Origin of the sequence: Streptomyces sp. NPDC057623, from assembly GCF_042800355.1 — a bacterium.
In the GTDB taxonomy this organism is placed as follows: Bacteria; Actinomycetota; Actinomycetes; order Streptomycetales; family Streptomycetaceae; genus Streptomyces.
Map to the genome: position 1 here is coordinate 119735 of NZ_JBHVGZ010000001.1, position 21462 is coordinate 141196.

A 21462-nucleotide genomic window follows, 5' to 3' on the forward strand; every position below is an offset into this window, starting at 1 on the left:
GGGCGGCCGCCGGGTGGGGGTACCGGTTGCCGGACTCCCGTGGGGGTACGGTGCGCGTGCCCACTTTGCCGACGGCCATTCCTGCCCGGCCCGAATTGTTTTCGCCCCCGCCCCCTCACCGCTACTGCGTGCACCCCTCCTGCCCAGCGGCCAGCGTCACGCAGGCCGTTGCGTCGCCCGCGTCCTTCACGGCCACCATCGGCGTGTACGCGATGGTGTCGCCGACGGCGGTGATCGTGCCGGTCTCCTTCGTCTTGCCGACCGTCACCACCACCTCGTCCCCCTGCGCGGCCTGCGTGACACGCCCCCACGCCGCACCGCACGTCTCGCTGTAGCGGACCTCGACCACGGCCGTACCGACGGTCGCGGTCTTGGCGGTCGTCACGAGGTCACCGCTGCACCCCATGGTCTCCGCGTCCTTGCCGGTGCAGGAATCACCGCTGCACTGCACGCCGGCCGGCAGGTCGGGGTCGGTCGACACGGACGGCGAGGGCGACCGCACCGCGTCCTCGTTCTTCTTCCCGCCGCCGTCGGTCAGGAAGAACACCGCGGCGATCACGACCAGGACACCGACGACCCCCGCGAGGAACATCGTCAGCCGCCGCTTCCCACCGCCCCCGCCGGAGGAGGCGCCGTGTCCCGGACGAGGCCCCTGCGGGGGCTCGCCGTACGGACTGGGCGTCCCCGAACCGGAGGCACCGGACATGCCGGACACTCCGGCCGGCGCCGCACCCGACGCACGACCACCGCCCGTCGGCGCCGGCCCCCGATATCCCGCCATTCCCCACGAGTTGCCCCCGGAGGAGCCGCCCTCCCGGACGTCACCCCCAGTGGAACCCGGTACCGGAGCATCCCGGACCGGTGAGTCCCGCACCGCCGAGTCGCGTACCTCCGGCGCCGTGGGCTGCGCCGGCACCGGGGGGATGGTCGGTGCGACACCCGCGGGCCCCGCCACTCCGGGCGTCGCCGTCGCGCTCCCGCCCTTGCGGGCGGTCTTGGCCGCCTTCGCGCCCCCCTTGGCGTTCGCCGGGGGCGCCCCGAACTCGCTCAGCGCCGCGCGGGCCTGAGAGATCCGGATCGCCTCCATGGTCATGTCGTGGCGCATCTCCGAACGGCTCCACGCCCGTTCGGCGAGCTCCCACATCGTCGTCAGGTGAACGGGATTGGTGCCCGTGACCTCGGCGAGCGCCACGATCGCGCCCTTGGGCGCGAGCAGCCGCCCGTTCAGATACCGCTCCCAGGACGTCTTGCTGTATCCCGTGCGGTCGGCCAACGCCGCGATGCTCAGACCGCTGCGGTCCACAAGCCGGCGCAGCTGGCTCGCGAACTCCCTGACCTGCGGATCGAGTTCATCCGGCAAGGCCCTCCAACGAGGCATTGCTTCCCCCCTCTTCCCCCCGGTTCGTGCTGGTGTTTCTCGCGTTTCCCCCGCGCGTGGTGCCCTCTGCCGAGTCCCCGTTCTGGCTACCCACAGGGATGCGCCCAGTAAGGATCTCAGTTCCCGGGGAGGGGGCGCACGGGAGCATTGGGACCGTGGGCATGCACCGTTGCACGCCCGTCGGACCCCGTCCAGTGTTCCACCGGCTTCCCTCCCCCGCCGACGCAACCCTGGCAGTAAGCCCTTGCCAACACATGGGACACCCCGGACGGTCCCGATCGACCACGCTAGCCCGCCCGACGGACGACTTCCTTGCAAATCCGCGAACTTGTCAACACATCGACACACAGAAAGCACATAAACGATCACTCACGTCACATGCACCGCATCCGGACAAGTCCGACCCCTGAGCGTCATCCCGACGCGATCATCCCGACCACCATCAGCAGCATCAGGGCCGCGACCAGCACCCCGGCCACGACCAGCAGCCGACGTGACGGCGGCTCCGGCTCCTTCCGCGGCGCGTCCCACCAGGGAAGGGTGGGGTCGTCCTCGTACGCCTCGCAGTCCTCGTCCCCGCGCTCCTCGCCGTCCCCGGCACCCCCCGTGCCGTCGGGCTTCGCCGGGACCGTCACGGGCTTCGGCCAGACCTGCACCGCCAGTTCCCACCGCACCCCGAAGCGCTCCGCCTCGTCCTTCCCGACGCCCGCCACCCGGCACAGCGCGACGACCGCCTGCCGCGGCGGGGGCTGCGTGGCGTTGAGGTAACGCTGCCAGGAGGACTTGCTGTACGCGGTACGCGCGCCCAGCGCGACCAGGCTCAGGCCCGTACGGTCCTTGAGCTGCCGCAACTGCTCCACGAAGTGCCGCACCTCCGGCGGCAGATCGTCGGGCAGCGGCTGCCAGGCACCCATCGCTCACCTCCGAACCAGATCCGATCGGGTGACGACGCGGGAGCGCGCCTTGGTTCCCGGACCGACCCCGACGTGGCGGAACGGTCACTTCCGTGCCACAGCGCACTGACAGTCGTTGAACAGCCTCGGCGCCGTGCCCGAGGGTGGACGCAGACGGCGGGCCGTCCTTCCTCGGGGGAGAGGACGGGCCGCCGTCATACGGAAGAGCGGTGGAGCGGAAGACGGGCGGGCGCGAGCGCCTCAGCTGTCCACCGTGAAATGCAGCGCGTCCTTCAGGAACGGGACCCTCAGCAACGGATCCGGCTGCGCCATCAACGCCAGCAGCACGATCACGAGGCCCAGCACGCCGTACGTCACCATGTCCGTGAAGCGGGAGCGCACGGCGAGCATGCCGACGCTCGGCAGGAGCCAGCGCAGCACCGCACCGGCCAGCAGGGCACTGCCGATCACCAGCGTCCCGGCCCGGAACACGTCGAGCGCGGTGATCAGCAGGCCCACCCCGACCAGTCCGAGCACCAGCAGCACCGGCCACTGCCGGGCGGGCGCCGGGGCGTCACCGCCCGCGGCACGGCCACCGCCCTCGGGGCGGGCCGTGTCCCTGGTGAACAGCGGGAAGCGACGGGTGGTCCGCCGCGGCACACCGTCCGCGTCCGGGGCGCTCACCGGGTCCCGGACCTCGATCTCCTCCGCGGTCTCCGCCACGCTCTCCTCCGCGCTGTCGGCGCGGCCCTCAGCCGACACTGCGCTCCGCCGCCTCGACCACGTTGACCAGCAGCTGCGCCCGCGTCATCGGGCCCACGCCACCGGGGTTCGGGGAGATCCAGCCGGCCACCTCGGCGACACCGGGGTGGACATCGCCCACGATCTTGCCCTCGGCGCTGCGCGAGACACCGACGTCGAGGACGGCCGCGCCCGGCTTGACGTCCTCGGGGCGGATCAGGTGGGCGGAGCCCGCGGCGGCGACGATGATGTCCGCGCGCTTCAGATGCGCGGACAGGTCACGCGTCCCGGTGTGGCACTGGGTCACCGTGGCGTTCTCGCTGCGCCGGGTCAGCAGCAGCGGCATCGGCCGGCCGATGGTGACACCGCGGCCGACGACCACGACCTCGGCGCCCTTGATCTCCACGCCGTACTGGCGCAGCAGGGTGAGCACGCCGTTGGGGGTGCAGGGCAGCGGGGCCGGCTCGTTCAGGACCAGGCGGCCGAGGTTCATCGGGTGCAGACCGTCGGCGTCCTTGTCCGGGTCCATCAGCTCGAGGATGCGGTTCTCGTCGATGCCCTTGGGCAGCGGCAGCTGGACGATGTAACCGGTGCAGGCCGGGTCCTCGTTCAGCTCGCGGACGGCCCGCTCGATCTCCTCCTGCGTCGCGGTGTCGGGCAGTTCGCGCTGGATGGAGGCGATGCCGACCTGCGCGCAGTCGCGGTGCTTGCCGGCGACGTACTTCTGGCTGCCGGGGTCGTTCCCGACGAGGATCGTGCCGAGGCCGGGCGTGACGCCCTTCTCCTTCAGCGCCGCCACGCGGGCGGTCAGATCGGACTTGATCGCGGCTGCGGTGGCCTTGCCATCGAGAATCTGGGCGGTCATGCCTCCCATCCTCGCGGATGACGCCCTCCCGGTACCAATCCGGGTCTCCCCGCACCCGCGCCGCGGCATCTCCTCACGTATCCGCTCATGATCGGTGATGTTGCACTTGCACAACACATAGGGAATGCGGCTGGACAAGTAAGAGGCGTCTAAAGAACGATGAGACGCTAGTGCCGCGGGCAGTACCGGGGGGACGAACCGCATCCGTAGAACTTCCTCCGAGCCGTGCCACGCGTCGTCCCCGCACTGGAACAAAAACGGAGGAAGGACCCGCTCGATGAGCTTCGGCGACCCGAACAACCCTTACGGCCCGCCCCAGGGCCAGCAGCCCGGCTACCCGCCGCAGCAGCCCCCGGCCCAGCCCGGTTACGGCTACCCGCAGGGCGCCCCCCAGCAGCCGCCCGCCTACGGCTACCCGCAGGGGCAGCCGGCCCAGCCGGGCTACCCCGGATACCCGGGTTACCCCGGCGGGAACGGGATGCCGATGGAGATGCCCGGTCTGATGAAGACCGCGCGCGTCTTCCTCTTCATCCTCTCCGGCTTCCAGATCCTCTTCGGCATCATCGCCGGTATCGCCGTGGGTGCCGCCCAGGACCTGTCCAACGGTGTCGGCTCCGGTGACTCCACGGACACCCTGGCCGGTCTCGGCTTCCTGATCGCGGCCCTCATGGTGGGCCTGGGCGCCCTCTCCATCTTCCTGGGCGTCAAGTTCAAGAACGGTGGCAGCGGCATCCGCATCACGACGATCGTGTACGCGTCGCTGATGATCCTCGGCGGCATCGTGAACATCGTGAACGGGGCGAACGGCTCCGCCACCTTCGGCGGGCTCATCTCCCTCGCCATCGCCGGCATCATCCTCGCCTCGATGGTGAACAGCGCCGCGTCGGCCTGGTTCAACCGCCCGCGCTACTGAGCGCCGCACCACTGAACGCTTCACTTCACGCACCGAACATTCACGCGTGACTGAAGAGTTCGCGCCATTTCCCAGCCGGGGCCGTGTCTCACCCTTACGAGGGGGGCACGGCCCCGCTGCGTCCCCTCTACTCTGACGTGGGTAGCCGTCAGGCACGGGGAGACGCACCTTGTACAGCATCATCGTGGTACCTCCGCCGACCACGGAGGACGAGACCGACCGCACCCAGCTCCGGCTGGCACCCGGCGAGCGCCTCGGCTTCGGCCGTTCCGCCGACGGCAACGACCTCACCATCGCGCACGAAGGGGTCTCCCGCAGAGCCGGTGAGATCACCGCGCAGGGCGCCTTCTGGATACTGAGCAACCTGAGCCGGGAGCAGACGTACGTCGTCGAGAACCCGGAGGGGGCCGGCGAGCACATCAAGGTGGGGCCGGGGCGCCTGGACGCGCCGGTCCCCTTCGAGTTCTCACGGATCGTGCTGCCGGCGGCCGGCGATCTGCTGCCGATCGAGGTGTGGGCGCCACGCCATGACTACCTCAGCTCCGAGGGCGGCCTGGACGGTGCGACCACCGCTCCCGCCTTCTCGGTGGACCGCACCAAGCGCTACTTCGCGGTCCTGGCCGCGCTGTGCGAATCCCGCCTGCGCGGCGAACCGCACGCCCCGCCGCCCACGGTCGACCAGGTGGTGGACCGACTGCGCCCCAACTGGCCGGCCGCGTCCCGCACTTCCGTGCAGTGGAACATCGACTACCTCGCCGTGAAGCTGCGCCTCAAGCCCGGTCCGGAGACGGCGGACACGGGTCCGCGGCTCAACGGCAAGAAGGAGTCGCTGGTCTCCCTGGCGCTCCGGTTCGACCTGGTGCGGGAGGACGACCTCGTCGTCCTGCGGGAGCCCTCGTCCGCCCCGTTGTCCGGCCGGGCGGCCCGGTGACCGAGCCGTACGCCGTGCCGGTGCCGAAGGGGTACCGGTTGGGGGCGTGGGAGGTGCGGGAGCCGATCGCCACGGGGGCGTTCGGGAGCGTGTACGAGGGCAGGCGCGTCGCGTCCGGCGAGGACCTGCCCGGCCTCCCGAAGACGGCGGCCCTGAAGTTCCTGCCCACCGGCACCGGCACCCCGCGCCAACTCACCCACCTGCGCGAACTCATCGAGCGTGAGGTCGAGTTGTACCGCCGGCTGAAGCAGCCGCGCCTGATCCGGATGTACGACACCCTCGTCGTCGACGACCCGGCCAGGCCAGTCCTGGACGGCGCCACCGTCCTCGTGCTGGAGCGGGCGGAGGGCTCCCTGTCGGCCCTGGTCGCGGCGGAGCCCCGCCCCGCCGCCGGTCCCGTCCTGCTCGCGCAGATCTGTGAGGGGCTGGCGCAGCTGCACCACGCGGGCTGGGTGCACGGGGATCTGAAACCGGCCAACGTGCTGCTGATGCCGGACGGTTCGGCCCGGCTCGCCGACTTCAACATGGCGGCCGAGCTGGAGGGCACGCACGCGTACACGCCCGCCTTCTCGACCCCCGACTACACGCCGCCGGAGCTGCTGTGGTCGGAGATCGGCGAGCGCGGCCGCCGTATCCGTCCGTCGGCCGACGTGTGGGCGTTCGGCGTGCTGGCCCATCTGGTCCTCACCGACTCCTTCCCGCTGCCCGGCGCCACCCCGACGGCCCGCCGCGACGCCGGCGCCGCCTACGCCCGCGGCACCGACGAACTGCGCCTGTCGCCCGAACTCCCGGACGCCTGGCGGGAGATCGTGCGGGACTGCCTGTCCCGCACCCATGCCGACCGCATCCCCACCGACGACCTGCTGCGACGGGTCGAGGCGGCGGCGGGCACCGGCCGCTCCCCCCGGCTGCCCCGCAGGCTGCTCCCGCGCCGCCGTTCGCGCCGTACGAAGGTCGTGGCCACGGCGGTCGCCGTCGTCGCCGCCACGGTCCTCGGGTACGGCGTCAGCGACTGGGCCGACGGCGGCGGTCCGGGCGGCGGGAGCGAGAAGGTGACGCCCGCGACGTACGGCGCCGACGAGCTCCGTACCGACAAGGGCATCCCGGCGGCGTACCGCCGTCTGATCGTCGACTCCGCCCACGACTGTGTCCAGCGGGAGGTCACCCCCGCCCTGATCGCCGCGCTGCTGAAGGCCGAGAGCGACTTCGACCCGGATCTCTCCGACCCCGCCAAGAACGAGTACGGCATCGCCCGCTGGACTCCGGCCGTGCTGCGCTGGTGGATCCGTGACGACGGCGTCCCCGCGAAGGAGACCCCGAGTCCGCCCATCACCCCCTCCGAGTCCATTCCGGCCGTGGGCCGCTATCTCTGCTTCATCGAGCCCCGGCTCCGGGACGACCTGTCCGGCGACCGACGGGTGCTGCTCGCCGCCGCCTACCGGACGTCGTACAAGAAGGTGAACGACGCGGGCGGTGCTCCCCCGAACACCAGCGCCTACACCACCCGTGTCGCCCACTTCCTCAAGGAGTACACGCCTGAGGACCGCGACTACACCGCCCGTGTCGCTCAGTACATAGAGGAGTACACCCCGCCCCGTAAGGCGTGACCCTGAGAGTTCTGAGGTACCGCGCGCGAGCGGCGGGTTCCATCGTGGTCCTGTCCACCACGGGGGTGGCAGGACCGGAGGGACCTCGACCATGAAGCGCATGCTCGCCTCGCTGGGTGCGGCGGCCGTACTCGCCACGGGCGCCGTCGCCCTGACGCCGACGGGTGCGTCCGCCGCACCGAACGGGTGCTGGGGAAGCGGACCGAACGACTCCCGCTACTGCCACAACTACCAGGGCGGCAACGTCATGTTCAACGGCGCCGTCGCGGGCTGGCTGAACGCGGGCGACAACTGGTTCGTCTGCCAGAAGAAGTTCCCGGGCCAGGAGAACCCGCCGGTCGGCGACGCCCGTAACGACTGGTGGCTGTGGACCCAGGCCGACACCAACGTCAGCAACGGCGGCTGGGGCTGGTTCCCGGCCAACAAGGTGTCCGGGGGCGTGAACTACGGGGCGGTCCCGGGCCTGCGCAACTGCTGAGCGATGACGGCCCGCGTCGTGGCTTCCGGCTCCCTCGGGGGAGGGTCGGAGGCCGCGACGCGCCATGCCGTGCCAAAGCTTCGCTTCCGCAATTAGGTATCCCTTACCCTTTCCCATGTTGAACGTTGAACTGGGGATCTTGAGGGGGACGGGTCCATGTACAGCGTCATCGTCGTGCCGCCGACCTGCGGCAGGGTGGACGACCAGTTGCGGATCGCCGCCGGTGAGCGGCTCTCGTTCGGCAGGGCCGCGCCGGACGGCGGCCTGACCATCGCGCACGAAGGGGTGCCCCGGGTCGCCGGGGAGATCACGGCCCACCGCTCCTTCTGGCTGCTCAGCAATCTCAGCGAGCACCAGACCTACGTGGTGGAGAACCCGGAGGGCGCGGGAGAGCACCTCAAGATCGCGCCGGGCCGTCTCGAAGCCCCCGTACCGTTCGAGTTCGCGCGGGTGGTGCTGCCCGCCGCGGGAGACCTGCTCACCTTCGACGTCTGGGCTCCGCGCCACGCCTTCCGCAGTGCCGACCGCCAGGGACTCCCCGGCCCCGTCACGGCCCCGGCGTTCGCCCTGGACCGCACCAGCCGGTACTTCGCGGTGCTGGCCGCCCTGTGCGAGCCCCGGCTGCGCGGGGAGCCGCACGCATCGCTGCCGGCGGTGGAGCAGTTGGTGGAGCGGCTGCGGGGCGTCTGGCCGACGGCCAGTCGGTCCGCCGTGTACTGGAACATCGACTACCTGGCCCTCAAACTCCGGCTGCGCCCCGGTCCCGACACCGCCGAGCCCGGACAGCGCGTCAACGGCAAGAAGGAGTCGCTGGTCTCCCTCGCACTCCGCTTCGACCTGGTCCGCGAGGACGACCTGGCGGTGCTGGCCGCCCCGGCGCGCGAGGCCGTCCGGTGACCGGACGGTCGTCCTACGCCGTCCCCGTCCCCAAGGGCTACCGGCTCGGTCCCTGGGAGGTGCGCGAGCCCCTCGGCTCCGGCGCGTTCGCCACGGTGTACGCGGCCCGGCTCGCGGAGGAGCACGACCCGGAGCCGCCCCGCCGGGCGGCCCTGAAGTTCCTGCCCACCGGCACCCGCACCCCGCGCCAGCTACGGCACCTGCGTGAACTGGCCGAGCGCGAGGTGGAGTTACTGGCAAGGCTCCGCGCACCCCGCCTGATCCGCATGTACGACACCCTGACGGTCGACGACCCGGACCACCCCGAGCTGGACGGCGCCACCGTCATCGTCCTGGAGCGGGCCGAGGGCTCCCTGGACGCCGTACTGGACCACGACCCCAAGCCGGAATCGGGCCCCGCCCTGCTCGCCCAGATCTGCGAGGGCCTGCACCAACTGCACCACGCCGGCTGGGTCCACGGCGACCTGAAGCCGGCCAACGTACTACTGATGAAGGACGGCTCGGTACGGCTGGCCGACTTCAACATGGCCGCCGAGTTGCAGGGCACCCACGCCTACGCCCCCGCCTTCGCCACACCCGACTACACCCCGCCGGAACTCCTGTGGCCCGAGATCGACGAACGCGGCACCCGCGTCCGGCCCACCGCCGACATCTGGGCCTTCGGCGTCCTCGCCCATGTCGTCCTCACCGGCTCCTTCCCACTGCCGGGCGGCAGCACGGAAGCCCGCACCGACGCGGCGACGCGCTACGCGCGCGGCACCGAGGAGCTGCGCCTCTCCCCCGGACTCCCCGAGGCGTGGCGGGAGATCGTCCGGGACTGTCTGGCCCCCACGCACCCGGAGCGCGTCGCCCGGGTGCCTGACGCGGGGGCCCTCCTGCGCCGGGTGGAAGAGGCAGCGGGCGCCTCTCCCTCGGCCCGCCTTCCGAGGCTACGACCCCGGCGGTGGCGGCGTCCGGTACTGATCGCGGCACTCGTGACGGTGGCGATGCTGGGCGGGACGGCGGTGACGTACGCACTCCGCGACGAGCCCCCGGCCGCCACGGCGGCGCCGGCCGGGTGCCAGAAGCCCGTGGTGTACGAGGACGAGAAGTACGGCCGCGGCTACACCGCCGGCCAGAGCGACTCCTGGGACTTCACGATCAAACAGGGCGACGGCGGCAGCCAGGTCCGCGAGGCCCAGTGCCTGCTCCGCTACCTGCACGGCATCGCCGAAGTCGGTGAGACCGACAGCGATTTCGGCCCCCTGACGCACGCGGCGGTGGTGACCTTCCAGAAGCGGGCGGGGCTGGACGCGGACGGGGTGGTGGAGGCGCGGACATGGAGCGCGCTGCGCAAGGCCGGAGAGGTCTGACCCGCAGCCGCGGGGCGGTCCGTCAGCCGCAGGAGTGGTACTTGTACCCCGCCTGGCGCGCGTCGCCCTTGCGGTCGGGGAAGACGTACTTCCCCTCGGTGTTGCGGCGCAGATCGAAGGTGTGCTTCTTGCCCTCGTACCGCAGGTACAGGGTCCTCTCGCTGTCGGTCGACCCCCCGATCTTGTACATGTGCTTGTTGACCCGGCTGAGGGTCTTCTCGCCCACGATGCCGTCCGCGGATTCCCCCAGCTTCTTCTGCAGGTCAATGGTCGAATAGAGGGTGCGCCACCCGAAGTCCCCGTCGATGTGGCCCTCTTCGAAGATCTTGTTGTCGTAGTTCGTGGCGTAGGCCCCCTCAGCCCACAGGATGCGCTGCCACAGGCACGTCGCGTTGGAGCTTCGCCAGGGCGACGTGCGGGACAGCTCGCCCTCGTCGTCCCAGTCGTCGGAGAACTTGCCGTATCCCCGTATCCAGCCGTCGGACACCTTCGCCGAGGCCGGTGATGCCGCCAGCCCCAGTGTGGTCACCATGGCGGCACCCAGGACCGCCGCTACCACCCGTGAACGCTTCTTGAGAAAACTCATGTGCTCCCCCTCGGGTCGTGTTTGCCAGGTGCAGAGTCACACGGAGGGGGCACCGGGTCACCCTCGAAGGTTTCAGGGTGGGTGCCGAAAGAGCAGGCCGCCAGGGGGAGTTATTGCCGTGAGTTCGGGCGCGCTTGCAAGGATGATGAACACGTCGGCGCTTCACCTGCGCCGATTGACCCACCGAGGAAGGTTCACACGTGAGACGGACCCGTACCGCCCTGACCCTCGCGATAGCCGCCGCTCTGGCCCCGGCGCTCCTGCTGGCAGGCCCGGCCCTCGCCGCCGAGTCGGCCCCGCCGTCCTCCGCCACCACCGTGGTGGCCACCTCCGACGCGGCCGGCTCGACGAGCGTCGACGACCTGTCCGACGACGACGTCCGGGTCGCGATCGCGCGCATCATCGCCGACCCCTCCACGGGCAGGGCCGTCCACGCCGCCGCGCAGAAGGCCCTGGACGGCACCATCGAGGACCAGCGGTACTTCCTGGAGACGGGCCGCTGGATCGCCCAGGCCGAGGACGACCGCGTCGCCATCGCGCGCATCCTCGCCTCCGCCGACCCGAAGACCGACAGGGCGGTCATCAGGGAGGCCAACGAGGCCCTCGACGCCAACACCCCGGAAGCGCTGCGTGCCTTCCTGGAGACCGGCCACCGCCTGGCCGTCGCCGAGGACGACCGCGTCCGCGTGGCCCGCATCCTCGCCGACCCGACGATCAGCGACGCGCTGCGGGCCGCGGCGGAGGAGGCCATCGACGGGACGCCGGAGGAGTTGCGGTACTTCATCGAGGTGGGGCAGTACGAGGTGGACGGCTAGGGCCCGACTGGATACGCCCTTGCTCTGCCTCTCGTCGGCAGGGCGAGGGTTGTCCTCACGGGCAGGGGGAGGGTGACCGGATGACCGGACAGCAGACGCACGCGGTCCCCGTACCGCAGGGCTACCGCGTGGGCCACTGGGAGGTACGGGAGCCGCTCGCGTCGGGTGCCTTCGCGACCGTGTACGCGGGCCGGCCGACCAGCGACGCGGATCCCGCTCTGCCCCGCCGGGCGGCCCTGAAGTTCCTGCCGACCGGCACCCGTACTCCGCGCCAACTGCGCCATCTGCGCGAACTGGCCAAGCGTGAGGTGGAGTTGCTGCAGCGGCTCCGCGCACCGCGCCTGATCCGCATGTACGAGACGCTGACCGTGGACGACCCGGGCCATCCCGAACTCGACGGCGCCACGGTCATCGTTCTGGAACGCGCAGAGGGCTCCCTGGACTCCGTACTGGAACACGGCCCTGAGCCCGAGTCCGGCCCGGCGCTGCTGGCCCAGATCTGCGAAGGCCTGCACCAACTGCACCACGCGGGCTGGGTGCACGGCGATCTGAAGCCCGCCAACGTCCTGCTGATGAAGGACGGTTCGGCGCGACTGGGCGACTTCAACATGGCTTCCGAACTGGACGGCACACACGCGTACGCTCCCGTCTTCGCCACGCCCGACTACACCCCACCGGAACTGTTCTGGGCCGAGATCGACGAACGGGGCGCACGTATCCGTCCCTCCGGCGACGTCTGGGCCTTCGGCGTCCTCGCGCACGTGGTACTCACCGGCTCCTTCCCCTTGCCGGGCGGCAGCACGGAGGCGCGCACCGACTCGGCGATGCGGTACGCGCGGGGCGCGGAGGAGCTGCGGCTGTCCCCCGAACTGCCCGACGCGTGGCGGGAGATCGTACGGGACTGTCTGGCCCCCAGACACCGGGACCGCGCCGTACACGACACGGCCACGCTCCTGCGCCGCGTGGAGGCGGCGGCCGGCGTCGCCCGCTCGGCCCGCCTGCCACGCCTGCGCCCTGGCTTCTGGCGGCGGCACCCCGTACTGACGGCGGCCCTGGCGACAGTGCTCCTGGCGACGACGGGGACGATGGGGGCGGCTTACCTGTACGTGAACCAGGACGACGGAGTGCCGGTGTACAGGGCCCTGCCCACGGAGTCGGCGTCCAGGGGGCCCGACGGCGAGCTGGTCTACGGCTACCACCGCTGCCCCGAGGACAGCGCCTGCTTCTTCAGCGAGTACAACGGCAACGGCCGTATGTGCAGTTGGCGCGGCGACGACGCCGACTGGTCATCGGGCGACGAGACCTGCACCTGGGCGGCGAGTGCTCCGGTCCGCTCGATCTTCAACAACATCGCGGACGAGCGGAAGAAGCACGATCTGACCTACTTCCGCGGGACGGACTTCGAGCCCGCCGGCGCCGACCGCCGCCGCATGGCCCAACGCAGCGGCTGCTCGACCGTGAACTCCATGGGCAACGTGGCGGGCAGAGCCGCCCCGCGGTCACACCGGCTGGTGGACAGCTGCTCGACCAAGTCGGTGCTGTGGACGATCCTTTCCCTGTTCGGCTGACGCCCGTACGCCGCCGCCTACAGGGACTGGATGAAGGCGTCCCAGGCGGGGGCGGGGAACACGAGGGCGGGGCCCTCTGGGTTCTTGGAGTCGCGGACGGGGATGATGCCGGGGAGGTTGTCGGCTACTTCGAGGCACTCGCCGCCCTCGTCGTTGCTGTAGCTGCTCTTGCGCCAAGCTACGGAGCTCGTGTCAATCCCGTTGCTGCGCTTCATTTCTATAGGTCCTCACTGCTTCTTCCATCAAGGCCAGGGACGCCTCGGGTGGCAGTGCGGCGGCCCGGAGCAGATCGTATCTACGACGGTACTCCTTCACACGGGCCGGATAGTCGACGATGTGTCCGTTGAAATCCCCCTCCGTGTACACCAGCGGTGGTGCGTCGGCGAAGGTCATGATCTTGGCCATGCCGTGTTCCAGCGGGTGCCAAGGGGTCGTTTCCGGAACAATCTGAAGAACGCTCTGGGTGGATCGGATCACGTCGATGATGTGCTCCACCTGCTCCGCCATCACTGCTGGGGGAAGCGGTGAGCTTCGGACTACCGACTCGCGCAGGATCCCCCAGTAGGTGGGCCGGTACTGGCGTTTCCACAACTCCGCACGAGCCAACCGTGCATGGACACGTTCCTCGACCACCTCCGGTGGCGCCTCTGGGTCCGCATACTTAGCTCGCCCCCGAAAGTATCCTCCGGTCTGGAGCAGCCCTGGGACGACGTTCGGCGCCCACTCCTCCAGCGTCAGCGCTTGCTTCTCCAGGTCCGGGATATCCGCGGAGTACGACTGGTGCCCCGCCCGCCGAGCCTTGGCCGCATCTTCACACCGTCGCTGGAAAAAGCCGTCGGTTCCCAGCCGCTCATCCACGTGCCGGGCGAAGTCCATCGGCATCCCCCGCTCGCCGCGCTCGATCTGGCTGAGGAACGAGATCCCCCGGAAGCTCCCCTCCACCAACTGCTCCAGCGTCAGGCCCGCTTGCTCCCTCCGATAGCGCAACTCGGCGCCGTAGAAGCAGGGAACGCTCACCGAAGCATCAGGGTCCTTCTTCGCGGGCACAACCCACCACCGCCGTTTCTCACTTGCTCGTGCACAGCTGAAACCCCTTTCACGGTACGCAACTCGGCGCCAGTCTGTGAGCGATTCATCACAGAACGCACATGGAGGCGTCCCCATGCACCCCCACCCCCACACCCGGCACGAGACCGACACCTGCGTCGAAGACCTCCGCGCCGCCCTCGCGGAGAACGGCATCACGCTGCCCTCCCTCGGCGTCGACCTGCCGACCTTCGCCGGGACGCTCCCCACCCGCCCCCTCATCGCACTCGGCAACTGCAACCAGGCCACCGCCCGCGCGCTGATCAGTGCCCTGCGCAAGGCGGCGGCCAGGTGAAACCCCTCGTACTCAACCTGCTGGCGCTCCCCAAGGCCGTACCCGAGGTCCGGCATGCCGTACGCGAGCACATGGCCTTCCCCTGCCCCGAAGTCCAGCTCTGTGTCAGCGAGTTGCTGACCAACGTGATCAACCACGTCGGCGAGGGCACCCCGGTGACCGTCCGGCTGGTGCCCGGCCAGGACGGCCGTACGCGGGTGGAGGTCACCGACCCCGACCCGCATGCCTGGCTCATCGCACGCTGCCCTGCCGAGGACGACGAGACGGGCCGCGGTCTCCTGCTGCTCGACGCGATCGCACGGCGCTGGGGCGTGTGGCTGACGCCTGCCGGCAAGACCGTGTGGTGCGAGGTTCTCGGCACGCCGTGAAGCGGCATGCCTGAAATGTTTCAGGTTCCCCCCCGGCTTGCGGCGTCCCCAGACTGACGCCGGCGGACAACGGCCTCGGCCAAGCGCCGCAACACGGGGGAGCCGGCACACATGACCATCAACTCCCCCAAGGCCGCCTCGGACTGCCCACCGGGCTGGCTCCGCGTCTGGGCGGGCACGGACCACAAGTGGGTCAAATGCCGCTGACCAGCGGCATCGCCGTAAACGCCATCGCAACCATCAGGACAACCCACCGAAGGGAACTCATACACATGGGACGCTCGACGCTCGCCCTCCTCGCCGCCGGTGCGGCGGTTGCCGCCACGCTCGCCCTGCCGGGCACCGCAAGCGCGGCGGCACCCTCAGGCTGTTCGGAGAAGCACGTCTGCTTCTACACGGGCAAGGACTACTCCGGCAAGGTGTGCATGTGGAGCGCTGCCGACCCGGACTGGCAAGAAGGCGCGATCAAGTGCTCCTGGGCCAAGGACTCGGTCGTGAAGTCGATCTACAACAACGGCACGAGCAGCAACTGGTCCGGTGTCGCCTACTACCTTGAGGACGACTACGAGGATCGCGTCGGCTGCACCAAGCAGGGCAAGGGCGGAAACCTCGCCGGCACGTACAAGGTGCGCTCGCACCAGTGGATCAAGGGATCGTGCGGCAGTTGAGGTAGCCGCTCACCGTGGCCACGGGCGCGGCCACGGTGAGCGTCCCGCCCCACGCGCCCGCCCCGACCGCGATAGCCTCGCAGCAACTCACGCGATGTGAAGGCGCGTTGAGGAAGGAACCAGTCGGGGGATCCATGACAGACCATCGGCAACCCGGGCCGTCCGACGCTCCGGCGTTCGACCACGGCACCCTGAAGCAGGCGGGCACCACCCCGCTTCAGCCCGCCGATCCCGGGCGTATCGGCCCCTACGTCCCCCTCGGGCGCCTCGGCAGTGGCGGCATGGGCAGGGTGTATCTGGCCCGGCCCGTCGACAACACCCCCGGCCTCGCCGCCGTCAAGGTGATCCGTCCCGAGTACGCCGAGGACCCCCGCTTCCGTCGGCGTTTCGAGCGGGAGGCCGCCGTGCACTCCCGGGTCCACAGCCCGCGTGCGCCCCAGCTGCTCGGCACCGGGTTCGACGACACGCTGCTGTGGATGGCCACGCAGTACGTGCCCGGCTTCAACCTCGCCGACGCCGTCCGTGACTGCGGCACGCTGGTGCCGGCCGGCATGTGGCGGCTGGTGGCGGACCTCGGACAGGCGCTGTCGGCGATGGCCGCCGCCGATGTCGTCCACCGGGACCTCAAGCCGTCCAACGTGATCCTGTCCCCACAGGGCGCGCACGTCATCGACTTCGGCATCGCCCAGGCCGCCGACAGCAGCGCGATCACCTCGACCGGGAGCAGGGTCGGCACGCCCGCCTTCATGGCGCCCGAGTATCTGCGCGAGGGCCGCTGCGACACCGCCTCCGACATCTTCTCGCTCGCCGGGAGCCTGATCTACGCCGCCACCGGGCACGCCCCGTTCGGGGACGGCACGGGCGTCGACGTGATGCACCGGGTCGCGTTCGAGGAGCCCAAGTCGGAGGTCATGGGGCAACTCGCGGCCGTGGACCCCGCGTTGGCCGGCCTTCTGGCCGCCTGCCTCGCGAAGGACCCCGCCGGGCGGCCCACCCCGCGGCAGCTCATCGACGCCGCCACGGCCGCCGGCCACGGTCACGACCGCCTCGCCTCCTGGCATGAGCCGTTGAACGGCCGGCTGCTGGCCCGACGGCAGGCCTGCGACGTGCTGGAACGTGTCGCCGTCGAGGAAGCCGACGGGCAGTCCGCGCACGAGACCGTCCAGTTGCGTACGCCCTCGCAGGGCATGACGTTCCCCGCCCGCGGCCCCGTGGTCGGAACGCCCACGCCACCCGAGCCGTACGCCACCGAGCCCACCACCTCCGCGCAGGCCCCGGCCCCCGAGGGCGGCGGCAGGCGCGGGAAGCGGAAGGCCCTCCTCGCCGTCGCCGCCGGTCTCGCCGTGTGCGCCGTCGCCGCGAGCGCCTTCTTCCTCACCCGCCCGGCCTCCCCCGACACGGCCGCAGCCGCGGCCGCGACGGCAGTCGAAAGCACCGCCCCCGGCGACGCACCGGCCTCCCCTCGCCCCACCTCCTCCGCCTCGCCCTCCGACGACAGGACGAAGGAGAAGGGGGACGAGAAGGGCACCGGCTCGGAGACCGGCGAGTCCGCGACCCCGGAGGCGTCCGTGGGCGGCACGAGCGGCGGTACGCAGGCCACCCCCGCCGACGACGAGACCTCCGCCCCGTCCGACGGCGGCGAAGGCGGCAGCGGTACTGGCGGCACCGCCCCGACCGCCACCCCCACCAAGACGGCCACCACACCCGCCACCCCGCCCTGGCTCTCCGACTGCACCTCCTACTCCGGCACCGAACTCACCGTCCGGGGCGACGAAGGCCAACGCGTCGTCCAGGTGCAGTGCATGCTCACCAAGCGCGGCTACAGCGTCGGCGGCTCGGGCGTGGACGGACAGTTCGGCGCGGACACGGAGTCCGCGGTCCGGCTGTTCCAGAGCGACAAGGGGCTCGTTGTCGACGGCGAGGTCGGACCCAACACCTGGGCCGCGCTGCGTCGTTCGTCGTAGCTCCCGTCGTCCTGACGCAACCAGCCGGTGCGCCCCCTGAAACTATGCAGGTACCCCCTTGCGTCCACGCCCGCCACAGTGAGCGTGTCCGATCAAGACGACGAAAGGGTGTACCACCATGCGAGTGAACAGGCGCGCGGCCATCGCCGGAAGTGTTCTCGCCCTCGGCGGATTCGTCGCCGGGCTGACGCCGGCTCAGGCGGCGGGCGAGCCGGCCGAGGTCAGGGCGTCCGACGGCACGACGTCCTACTACCTCACGTTCAAGAAGAACACGAACACCAACTCGACCCTCCGCCTGATCAAGCAGAGGGTGACCGAGCAGGGGACCAGCCGCGTGACGCTCGCCCAGTACCGGGCCGGGTCGGGCCACACGACGAACGAGTGCGAGAAGAACAAGGGCTGGCTGCCCAACGGCACCTACACGATCGGGAAGTACCACACCCAGTACGACGGATCCGTGATCAAGGGCTACGCCTTCTCGCTGAACGACAAGACATGCAAGAACGGCGTGACCAAGCGGACCGAGCTGTTCATCCACAGCAAGATGAAGAAGGACGGCACGTCCCAGTGGACCGGTGACAACAACTACAAGTCCGAAGGCTGCATCAAGCTGAAGCCCGCCGACATCAAGGACCTCTACAAGCAGGCCAAGAAGGTCGGCTTCCCGAAGACGCTCAAGGTCAGCTGACGCACACGCGCGGGAACGCCGCCGCTCCAGACCCACGGGAGAAGCCTGGAACGGCGGCGTTGCCGAAGCGTGCTGACCCGGCGATCAGTGGAAGAAGTGCCGCGTCCCCGTGAAGTACATCGTGATGCCGGCCTTCTGCGCGGCCTCGACCACCAGCTCGTCACGGACCGAACCGCCGGGCTGGACGATGGCCTTGACCCCGGCCGCGCTCAGGACGTCGATGTTGTCCGGGAACGGGAAGAACGCGTCCGAGGCGACGTACGAACCCCGGGCCCGCTCGGTCCCGGCCCGCTCGACGGCCAGCTTGCAGGAGTCGACGCGGTTGACCTGGCCCATGCCCACGCCGACCGACGCGCCGTCCTTGGCGAGCAGGATGGCGTTGGACTTGACGGCGCGACAGGCCTTCCAGGCGAAGGAGAGTTCCGCCAGCTCCCCGGCGGACAGCGCATCGCCCGTGGCCAGGGTCCAGTTGGCGGGGTCGTCGCCGTCGGCCTGGAGGCGGTCGGTGACCTGGAGGAGGACGCCGCCGTCGATGGGCTTGACCTCGACGGGGTTGCCGGGGCCGTCGGCGGAGCGCAGCACCCGGATGTTCTTCTTCTTGGTGAGGGCCTCCAGCGCGCCGTCCTCGTAGTCGGGCGCGACGATGACCTCGGTGAAGATCTCGGCGACCTGCTCGGCCATCTCCTTGCTGACCGGCCGGTTGACGGCGATCACGCCGCCGAACGCCGACAGCGGGTCACAGGCGTGCGCCTTGCGGTGCGCCTCGGCGACGTCCGCGCCGATCGCGATGCCGCAGGGGTTGGCGTGCTTGATGATCGCGACACAGGGCTCGGCGTGGTCGTACGCGGCACGGCGGGCGGCGTCCGTGTCCGTGTAGTTGTTGTACGACATCTCCTTGCCGTGCAGCTGCTCGGCCTTGGCCAGGCCGCCGCCATTGCCGTCGACGTAGAGGGCGGCCGGCTGGTGCGGGTTCTCGCCGTACCGGAGCGTGTTCTCGCGCTCCCAGGTGGCGCCGAGGAAGTCGGGGAACTGCGAGTCGTCGACGGGGGCGTAGGAGGAGGCGAACCAGGAGGCCACCGCCACGTCGTACGCCGCCGTGTGCTGGAACGCCTCCGCCGCGAGCCGCTTGCGGGTGGTGAGGTCGAAGCCGCCGTTCTGCACGGCGGACAGTACGTCGGCGTAGCGGGCAGGGCTGGTGACGACCGCGACGGACGGGTGGTTCTTGGCGGCGGCGCGCACCATCGACGGACCGCCGATGTCGATCTGCTCGACGCACTCGTCGGGGGAGGCCCCGGACGCGACGGTCTCGCGGAACGGGTAGAGGTTGACGACGACCAGGTCGAACGGCTCGACGCCCAGCTCGGCCAGCTGCCGCTGGTGGTCCTCCAGGCGCAGGTCGGCGAGGATGCCGGCGTGCACGCGCGGGTGCAGCGTCTTGACGCGGCCGTCCAGGCACTCGGGGAAGCCGGTGAGCTCCTCGACCTTGGTGACCGGGACACCGGCGGCGGCGATGCGCCCGGCGGTGGACCCGGTGGAGACGAGTTCGACGCCCGCCTCGTGCAGACCGCGCGCGAGGTCTTCGAGGCCCGTCTTGTCGTAGACGCTGACGAGCGCGCGACGGATGACCCGCTTGGTGCTCTCTGCCGTGACAGTGCTGTCGGCGGTCACTGGATAACTACCTTTCGTCCCTCAATGCGATAGCCGTTGCGGGCGAGCCGCCCCACGACCTCGACGAGCAGCCTTCGCTCGACTTCCTTGATGCGCTCGTGCAGAGCGCTCTCGTCGTCCTCGTCCCGGATCTCCACCACGCCCTGGGCGATGATCGGTCCGGTGTCGACGCCGTCGTCGACGAAGTGGACGGTGCAGCCGGTGACCCTGGCGCCGTACGCGAGGGCGTCGCGGACGCCGTGGGCGCCGGGAAAACTGGGGAGAAGGGCCGGGTGCGTGTTGACGAACCGGCCGCCGAAGCGCGCGAGGAACTCCTTCCCCACGATCTTCATGAACCCGGCGGAGATCACGAGGTCGGGCTCGTGGTCGGACACCGCGTCGGCGAGCGCCCTGTCCCACTCCTCGCGGCTGCCGTGGTCCTTGACCTTCCGCACGAAGGTGGGCAGGCCGGCGCGCTCGGCCCGGGCGAGCCCCTCGATGTTCTCGCGGTCCGCGCCGACGGCCACGATCTGTGCGCCGTACGCCTCGGGGCCGACTGCGGCGATCTCGTCGAGCAGCGCCTGAAGGTTGGTGCCGGATCCGGAGACCAGCACGACAAGGCGCTTGGCACGCTCGGCCACGGGCTTGGCGGCCACGGTGGGGCCCTTTCTCGGGGGTGCGTTCTTCATGCGGCCGACGCTTTGTATATTCGTACGAATGCATCGCGCCCCGGGATACGGGGAAGTCTACGAAGCAGCCGACCGTCAGCAACGATACCGGCACTCCGGACAGCCCCCACGGGACGGGGGCGTGGCCGGAAGGTAGCGTCTGGGGAAGCTGGACCGGGAACGCGCTTGTGGTGCGGTGCGTTCACGAAGCGACAGCTCATGTCGGATCAGTCGTTCACCAAGGGGAAGACGCTCACTTGATGTCGGACCGCAGCCTGCGACTCCTCACACTCCCTCCGCAGTCCGCGCAGGGAGGGAAGCGTGGCGCCGTCCTGCTGAGAGAGCGGCCCGCCTCGCCTCCCGACGCGCCCTCGGACAAGAAGTCCGGCGACGAACAGAGCGGTGGCGCCCAGGACGACAACCCCTTCGCCCCGCCGCCGGAGGGCACGCCGGACCGCCCGTGGCAGCCGCGGCGCCCGGCGGGCGAGGACGGTTCGCAGGGGTCCGACCAGGGCGACGGCCAGTCACCGTGGGGCAACCAGTGGAGCGACCGCCAGCCGGGCCGCTCCCCCGGCAGCTTCGGCGACCACCCCCGCGGCGGCCAGGACGGCCCCGGGAACGGCACCCCCGGCACCGGCATGCGCTGGGACCCCACCGACCCCGCCCAGCGCCGCGCTCGCTACGCCCTGCTCTCCGGCATGTGGGCCTTCTTCTTCGCCCTGTTCAGCTGGCCGTACGTGGCCCTGCTGCTGGGCGCGCTGGCCCTCTACTGGGGCATCGGCAGCCTGCGCGCCAAGCCCCGCACCCCCGACCCGAACACCCCGGCCGCCCCCCGGCCCCCCGGCCGGCCGCAGACGACAGCGGCGATCAGCGGGCTGGTCACGGCGTCCCTCGCCATCGCGGTGGTCGCCGCCGGGTTCACGGCGCAGGTGGTCTACAGCGACTACTACACGTGCACGAACGACGCGCTGACCAACGAGGCGAAGCAGTCGTGCAACGAGCTTCTGCCGGAGAAGTTGCGGGGAGTCCTGGGCGCGGAGACCTGAGGGGTTGC

At 70.6% G+C, this 21462-nt stretch carries 23 protein-coding genes; 14 read left to right on the forward strand and 9 right to left on the reverse strand.

Going from position 1 to position 21462, the window contains the following annotated elements; all coding sequences use genetic code 11:
- Positions 1 to 121: 121 nt before the first annotated feature.
- From ACFU95_RS00575 to ACFU95_RS00590, 4 genes are all read right to left on the reverse strand, one after another.
- Complete coding sequence (locus ACFU95_RS00575; RefSeq protein ID WP_383819712.1) at positions 122 to 1378, reverse strand: DUF2690 domain-containing protein; 1257 nt, start codon at positions 1376 to 1378, stop codon at positions 122 to 124.
- A gap of 413 nt (positions 1379 to 1791) precedes the next feature.
- Positions 1792 to 2292, reverse strand: a complete 501-nt coding sequence (locus ACFU95_RS00580) for a helix-turn-helix domain-containing protein (RefSeq protein ID WP_383819714.1) — start codon at positions 2290 to 2292, stop codon at positions 1792 to 1794.
- 240 nt (positions 2293 to 2532) lie between these two features.
- Positions 2533 to 3033 (reverse strand): DUF3017 domain-containing protein, encoded by a 501-nt coding sequence (locus ACFU95_RS00585; RefSeq protein WP_383819717.1) that lies wholly within the window; start codon positions 3031 to 3033, stop codon positions 2533 to 2535.
- A complete protein-coding gene (locus ACFU95_RS00590; RefSeq protein WP_383819720.1) occupies positions 3023 to 3877 on the reverse strand; it encodes a bifunctional methylenetetrahydrofolate dehydrogenase/methenyltetrahydrofolate cyclohydrolase in 855 nt (284 codons plus the stop codon). The genes ACFU95_RS00585 and ACFU95_RS00590 overlap by 11 nt, the downstream gene beginning before the upstream one ends.
- A 277-nt stretch (positions 3878 to 4154) precedes the next feature.
- On the opposite strand from ACFU95_RS00590, the gene ACFU95_RS00595 reads away from it, so the two are divergent.
- The 6 genes from ACFU95_RS00595 to ACFU95_RS00620 all read left to right on the forward strand — a co-directional run bounded on the left by ACFU95_RS00595 (position 4155) and on the right by ACFU95_RS00620 (position 10055).
- A complete protein-coding gene (locus ACFU95_RS00595) occupies positions 4155 to 4790 on the forward strand; it encodes a hypothetical protein (protein WP_383819722.1) in 636 nt (211 codons plus the stop codon).
- A gap of 169 nt (positions 4791 to 4959) precedes the next feature.
- Complete coding sequence (locus ACFU95_RS00600) at positions 4960 to 5721, forward strand: FHA domain-containing protein (protein ID WP_383819724.1); 762 nt, start codon at positions 4960 to 4962, stop codon at positions 5719 to 5721.
- Positions 5718 to 7328 (forward strand): protein kinase, encoded by a 1611-nt coding sequence (locus ACFU95_RS00605; RefSeq protein ID WP_383819726.1) that lies wholly within the window; start codon positions 5718 to 5720, stop codon positions 7326 to 7328. Before ACFU95_RS00600 ends, ACFU95_RS00605 begins: the two co-directional genes overlap by 4 nt.
- A 91-nt stretch (positions 7329 to 7419) precedes the next feature.
- Positions 7420 to 7806, forward strand: coding sequence for a hypothetical protein (locus tag ACFU95_RS00610; RefSeq protein WP_383819728.1), 387 nt, complete (start codon positions 7420 to 7422; stop codon positions 7804 to 7806).
- Positions 7807 to 7962: 156 nt separating this feature from the next.
- Positions 7963 to 8703, forward strand: coding sequence for an FHA domain-containing protein (locus tag ACFU95_RS00615; RefSeq protein ID WP_383819731.1), 741 nt, complete (start codon positions 7963 to 7965; stop codon positions 8701 to 8703).
- A complete protein-coding gene (locus tag ACFU95_RS00620; protein WP_383819733.1) occupies positions 8700 to 10055 on the forward strand; it encodes a protein kinase in 1356 nt (451 codons plus the stop codon). The genes ACFU95_RS00615 and ACFU95_RS00620 overlap by 4 nt, the downstream gene beginning before the upstream one ends.
- Positions 10056 to 10077: 22 nt before the next feature.
- Here ACFU95_RS00620 and ACFU95_RS00625 read toward each other — a convergent pair whose 3' ends face one another.
- The gene (locus tag ACFU95_RS00625) at positions 10078 to 10641 is read right to left on the reverse strand and encodes a peptidoglycan-binding protein (protein WP_383819736.1); all 564 of its coding nucleotides are present in this window, start codon (positions 10639 to 10641) and stop codon (positions 10078 to 10080) included.
- Positions 10642 to 10841: 200 nt separating this feature from the next.
- Here ACFU95_RS00625 and ACFU95_RS00630 point away from each other — a divergent pair, with 200 nt between their 5' ends.
- Both ACFU95_RS00630 and ACFU95_RS00635 read left to right on the forward strand, forming a co-directional pair.
- Complete coding sequence (locus ACFU95_RS00630; protein WP_383819739.1) at positions 10842 to 11456, forward strand: ALF repeat-containing protein; 615 nt, start codon at positions 10842 to 10844, stop codon at positions 11454 to 11456.
- 80 nt (positions 11457 to 11536) lie between these two features.
- Positions 11537 to 13024: a protein kinase gene (locus ACFU95_RS00635; protein ID WP_383819742.1), complete on the forward strand. Its 1488-nt coding sequence runs from the start codon at positions 11537 to 11539 to the stop codon at positions 13022 to 13024.
- A 17-nt stretch (positions 13025 to 13041) separates the two neighbouring features.
- Here ACFU95_RS00635 and ACFU95_RS00640 read toward each other — a convergent pair whose 3' ends face one another.
- Both ACFU95_RS00640 and ACFU95_RS00645 read right to left on the reverse strand, forming a co-directional pair.
- Positions 13042 to 13239, reverse strand: a complete 198-nt coding sequence (locus ACFU95_RS00640) for a DUF397 domain-containing protein (RefSeq protein WP_383819744.1) — start codon at positions 13237 to 13239, stop codon at positions 13042 to 13044.
- Positions 13217 to 14071, reverse strand: a complete 855-nt coding sequence (locus ACFU95_RS00645; protein ID WP_383819746.1) for a helix-turn-helix domain-containing protein — start codon at positions 14069 to 14071, stop codon at positions 13217 to 13219. Before ACFU95_RS00645 ends, ACFU95_RS00640 begins: the two co-directional genes overlap by 23 nt.
- Before the next feature lie 115 nt (positions 14072 to 14186).
- On the opposite strand from ACFU95_RS00645, the gene ACFU95_RS00650 reads away from it, so the two are divergent.
- The 5 genes from ACFU95_RS00650 to ACFU95_RS00670 all read left to right on the forward strand — a co-directional run bounded on the left by ACFU95_RS00650 (position 14187) and on the right by ACFU95_RS00670 (position 18093).
- Positions 14187 to 14405 carry a hypothetical protein gene (locus ACFU95_RS00650; protein WP_383819749.1) on the forward strand — a complete coding sequence of 73 codons (219 nt, stop codon included), beginning with the start codon at positions 14187 to 14189 and terminating at the stop codon, positions 14403 to 14405.
- Positions 14402 to 14773, forward strand: a complete 372-nt coding sequence (locus ACFU95_RS00655) for an ATP-binding protein (protein ID WP_383819752.1) — start codon at positions 14402 to 14404, stop codon at positions 14771 to 14773. The genes ACFU95_RS00650 and ACFU95_RS00655 overlap by 4 nt, the downstream gene beginning before the upstream one ends.
- A 272-nt stretch (positions 14774 to 15045) precedes the next feature.
- Entirely contained in the window at positions 15046 to 15441 is a 396-nt protein-coding gene (locus ACFU95_RS00660) for a peptidase inhibitor family I36 protein (RefSeq protein WP_383819755.1), read from the forward strand.
- Between the two features lie 134 nt (positions 15442 to 15575).
- Complete coding sequence (locus tag ACFU95_RS00665; protein ID WP_383819758.1) at positions 15576 to 17405, forward strand: protein kinase; 1830 nt, start codon at positions 15576 to 15578, stop codon at positions 17403 to 17405.
- A gap of 118 nt (positions 17406 to 17523) precedes the next feature.
- The gene (locus ACFU95_RS00670) at positions 17524 to 18093 is read left to right on the forward strand and encodes a L,D-transpeptidase family protein (protein WP_383819761.1); all 570 of its coding nucleotides are present in this window, start codon (positions 17524 to 17526) and stop codon (positions 18091 to 18093) included.
- Positions 18094 to 18177: 84 nt separating this feature from the next.
- Here ACFU95_RS00670 and purH read toward each other — a convergent pair whose 3' ends face one another.
- Together purH and purN are read right to left on the reverse strand one after the other, a co-directional pair.
- Positions 18178 to 19761 (reverse strand): bifunctional phosphoribosylaminoimidazolecarboxamide formyltransferase/IMP cyclohydrolase, encoded by a 1584-nt coding sequence (purH, locus tag ACFU95_RS00675; protein WP_383819764.1) that lies wholly within the window; start codon positions 19759 to 19761, stop codon positions 18178 to 18180.
- Positions 19758 to 20396 (reverse strand): phosphoribosylglycinamide formyltransferase, encoded by a 639-nt coding sequence (gene purN, locus ACFU95_RS00680; protein ID WP_383820428.1) that lies wholly within the window; start codon positions 20394 to 20396, stop codon positions 19758 to 19760. Before purN ends, purH begins: the two co-directional genes overlap by 4 nt.
- A 272-nt stretch (positions 20397 to 20668) precedes the next feature.
- On the opposite strand from purN, the gene ACFU95_RS00685 reads away from it, so the two are divergent.
- Positions 20669 to 21454 carry a hypothetical protein gene (locus tag ACFU95_RS00685; protein ID WP_383819765.1) on the forward strand — a complete coding sequence of 262 codons (786 nt, stop codon included), beginning with the start codon at positions 20669 to 20671 and terminating at the stop codon, positions 21452 to 21454.
- Positions 21455 to 21462: the final 8 nt, after the last annotated feature.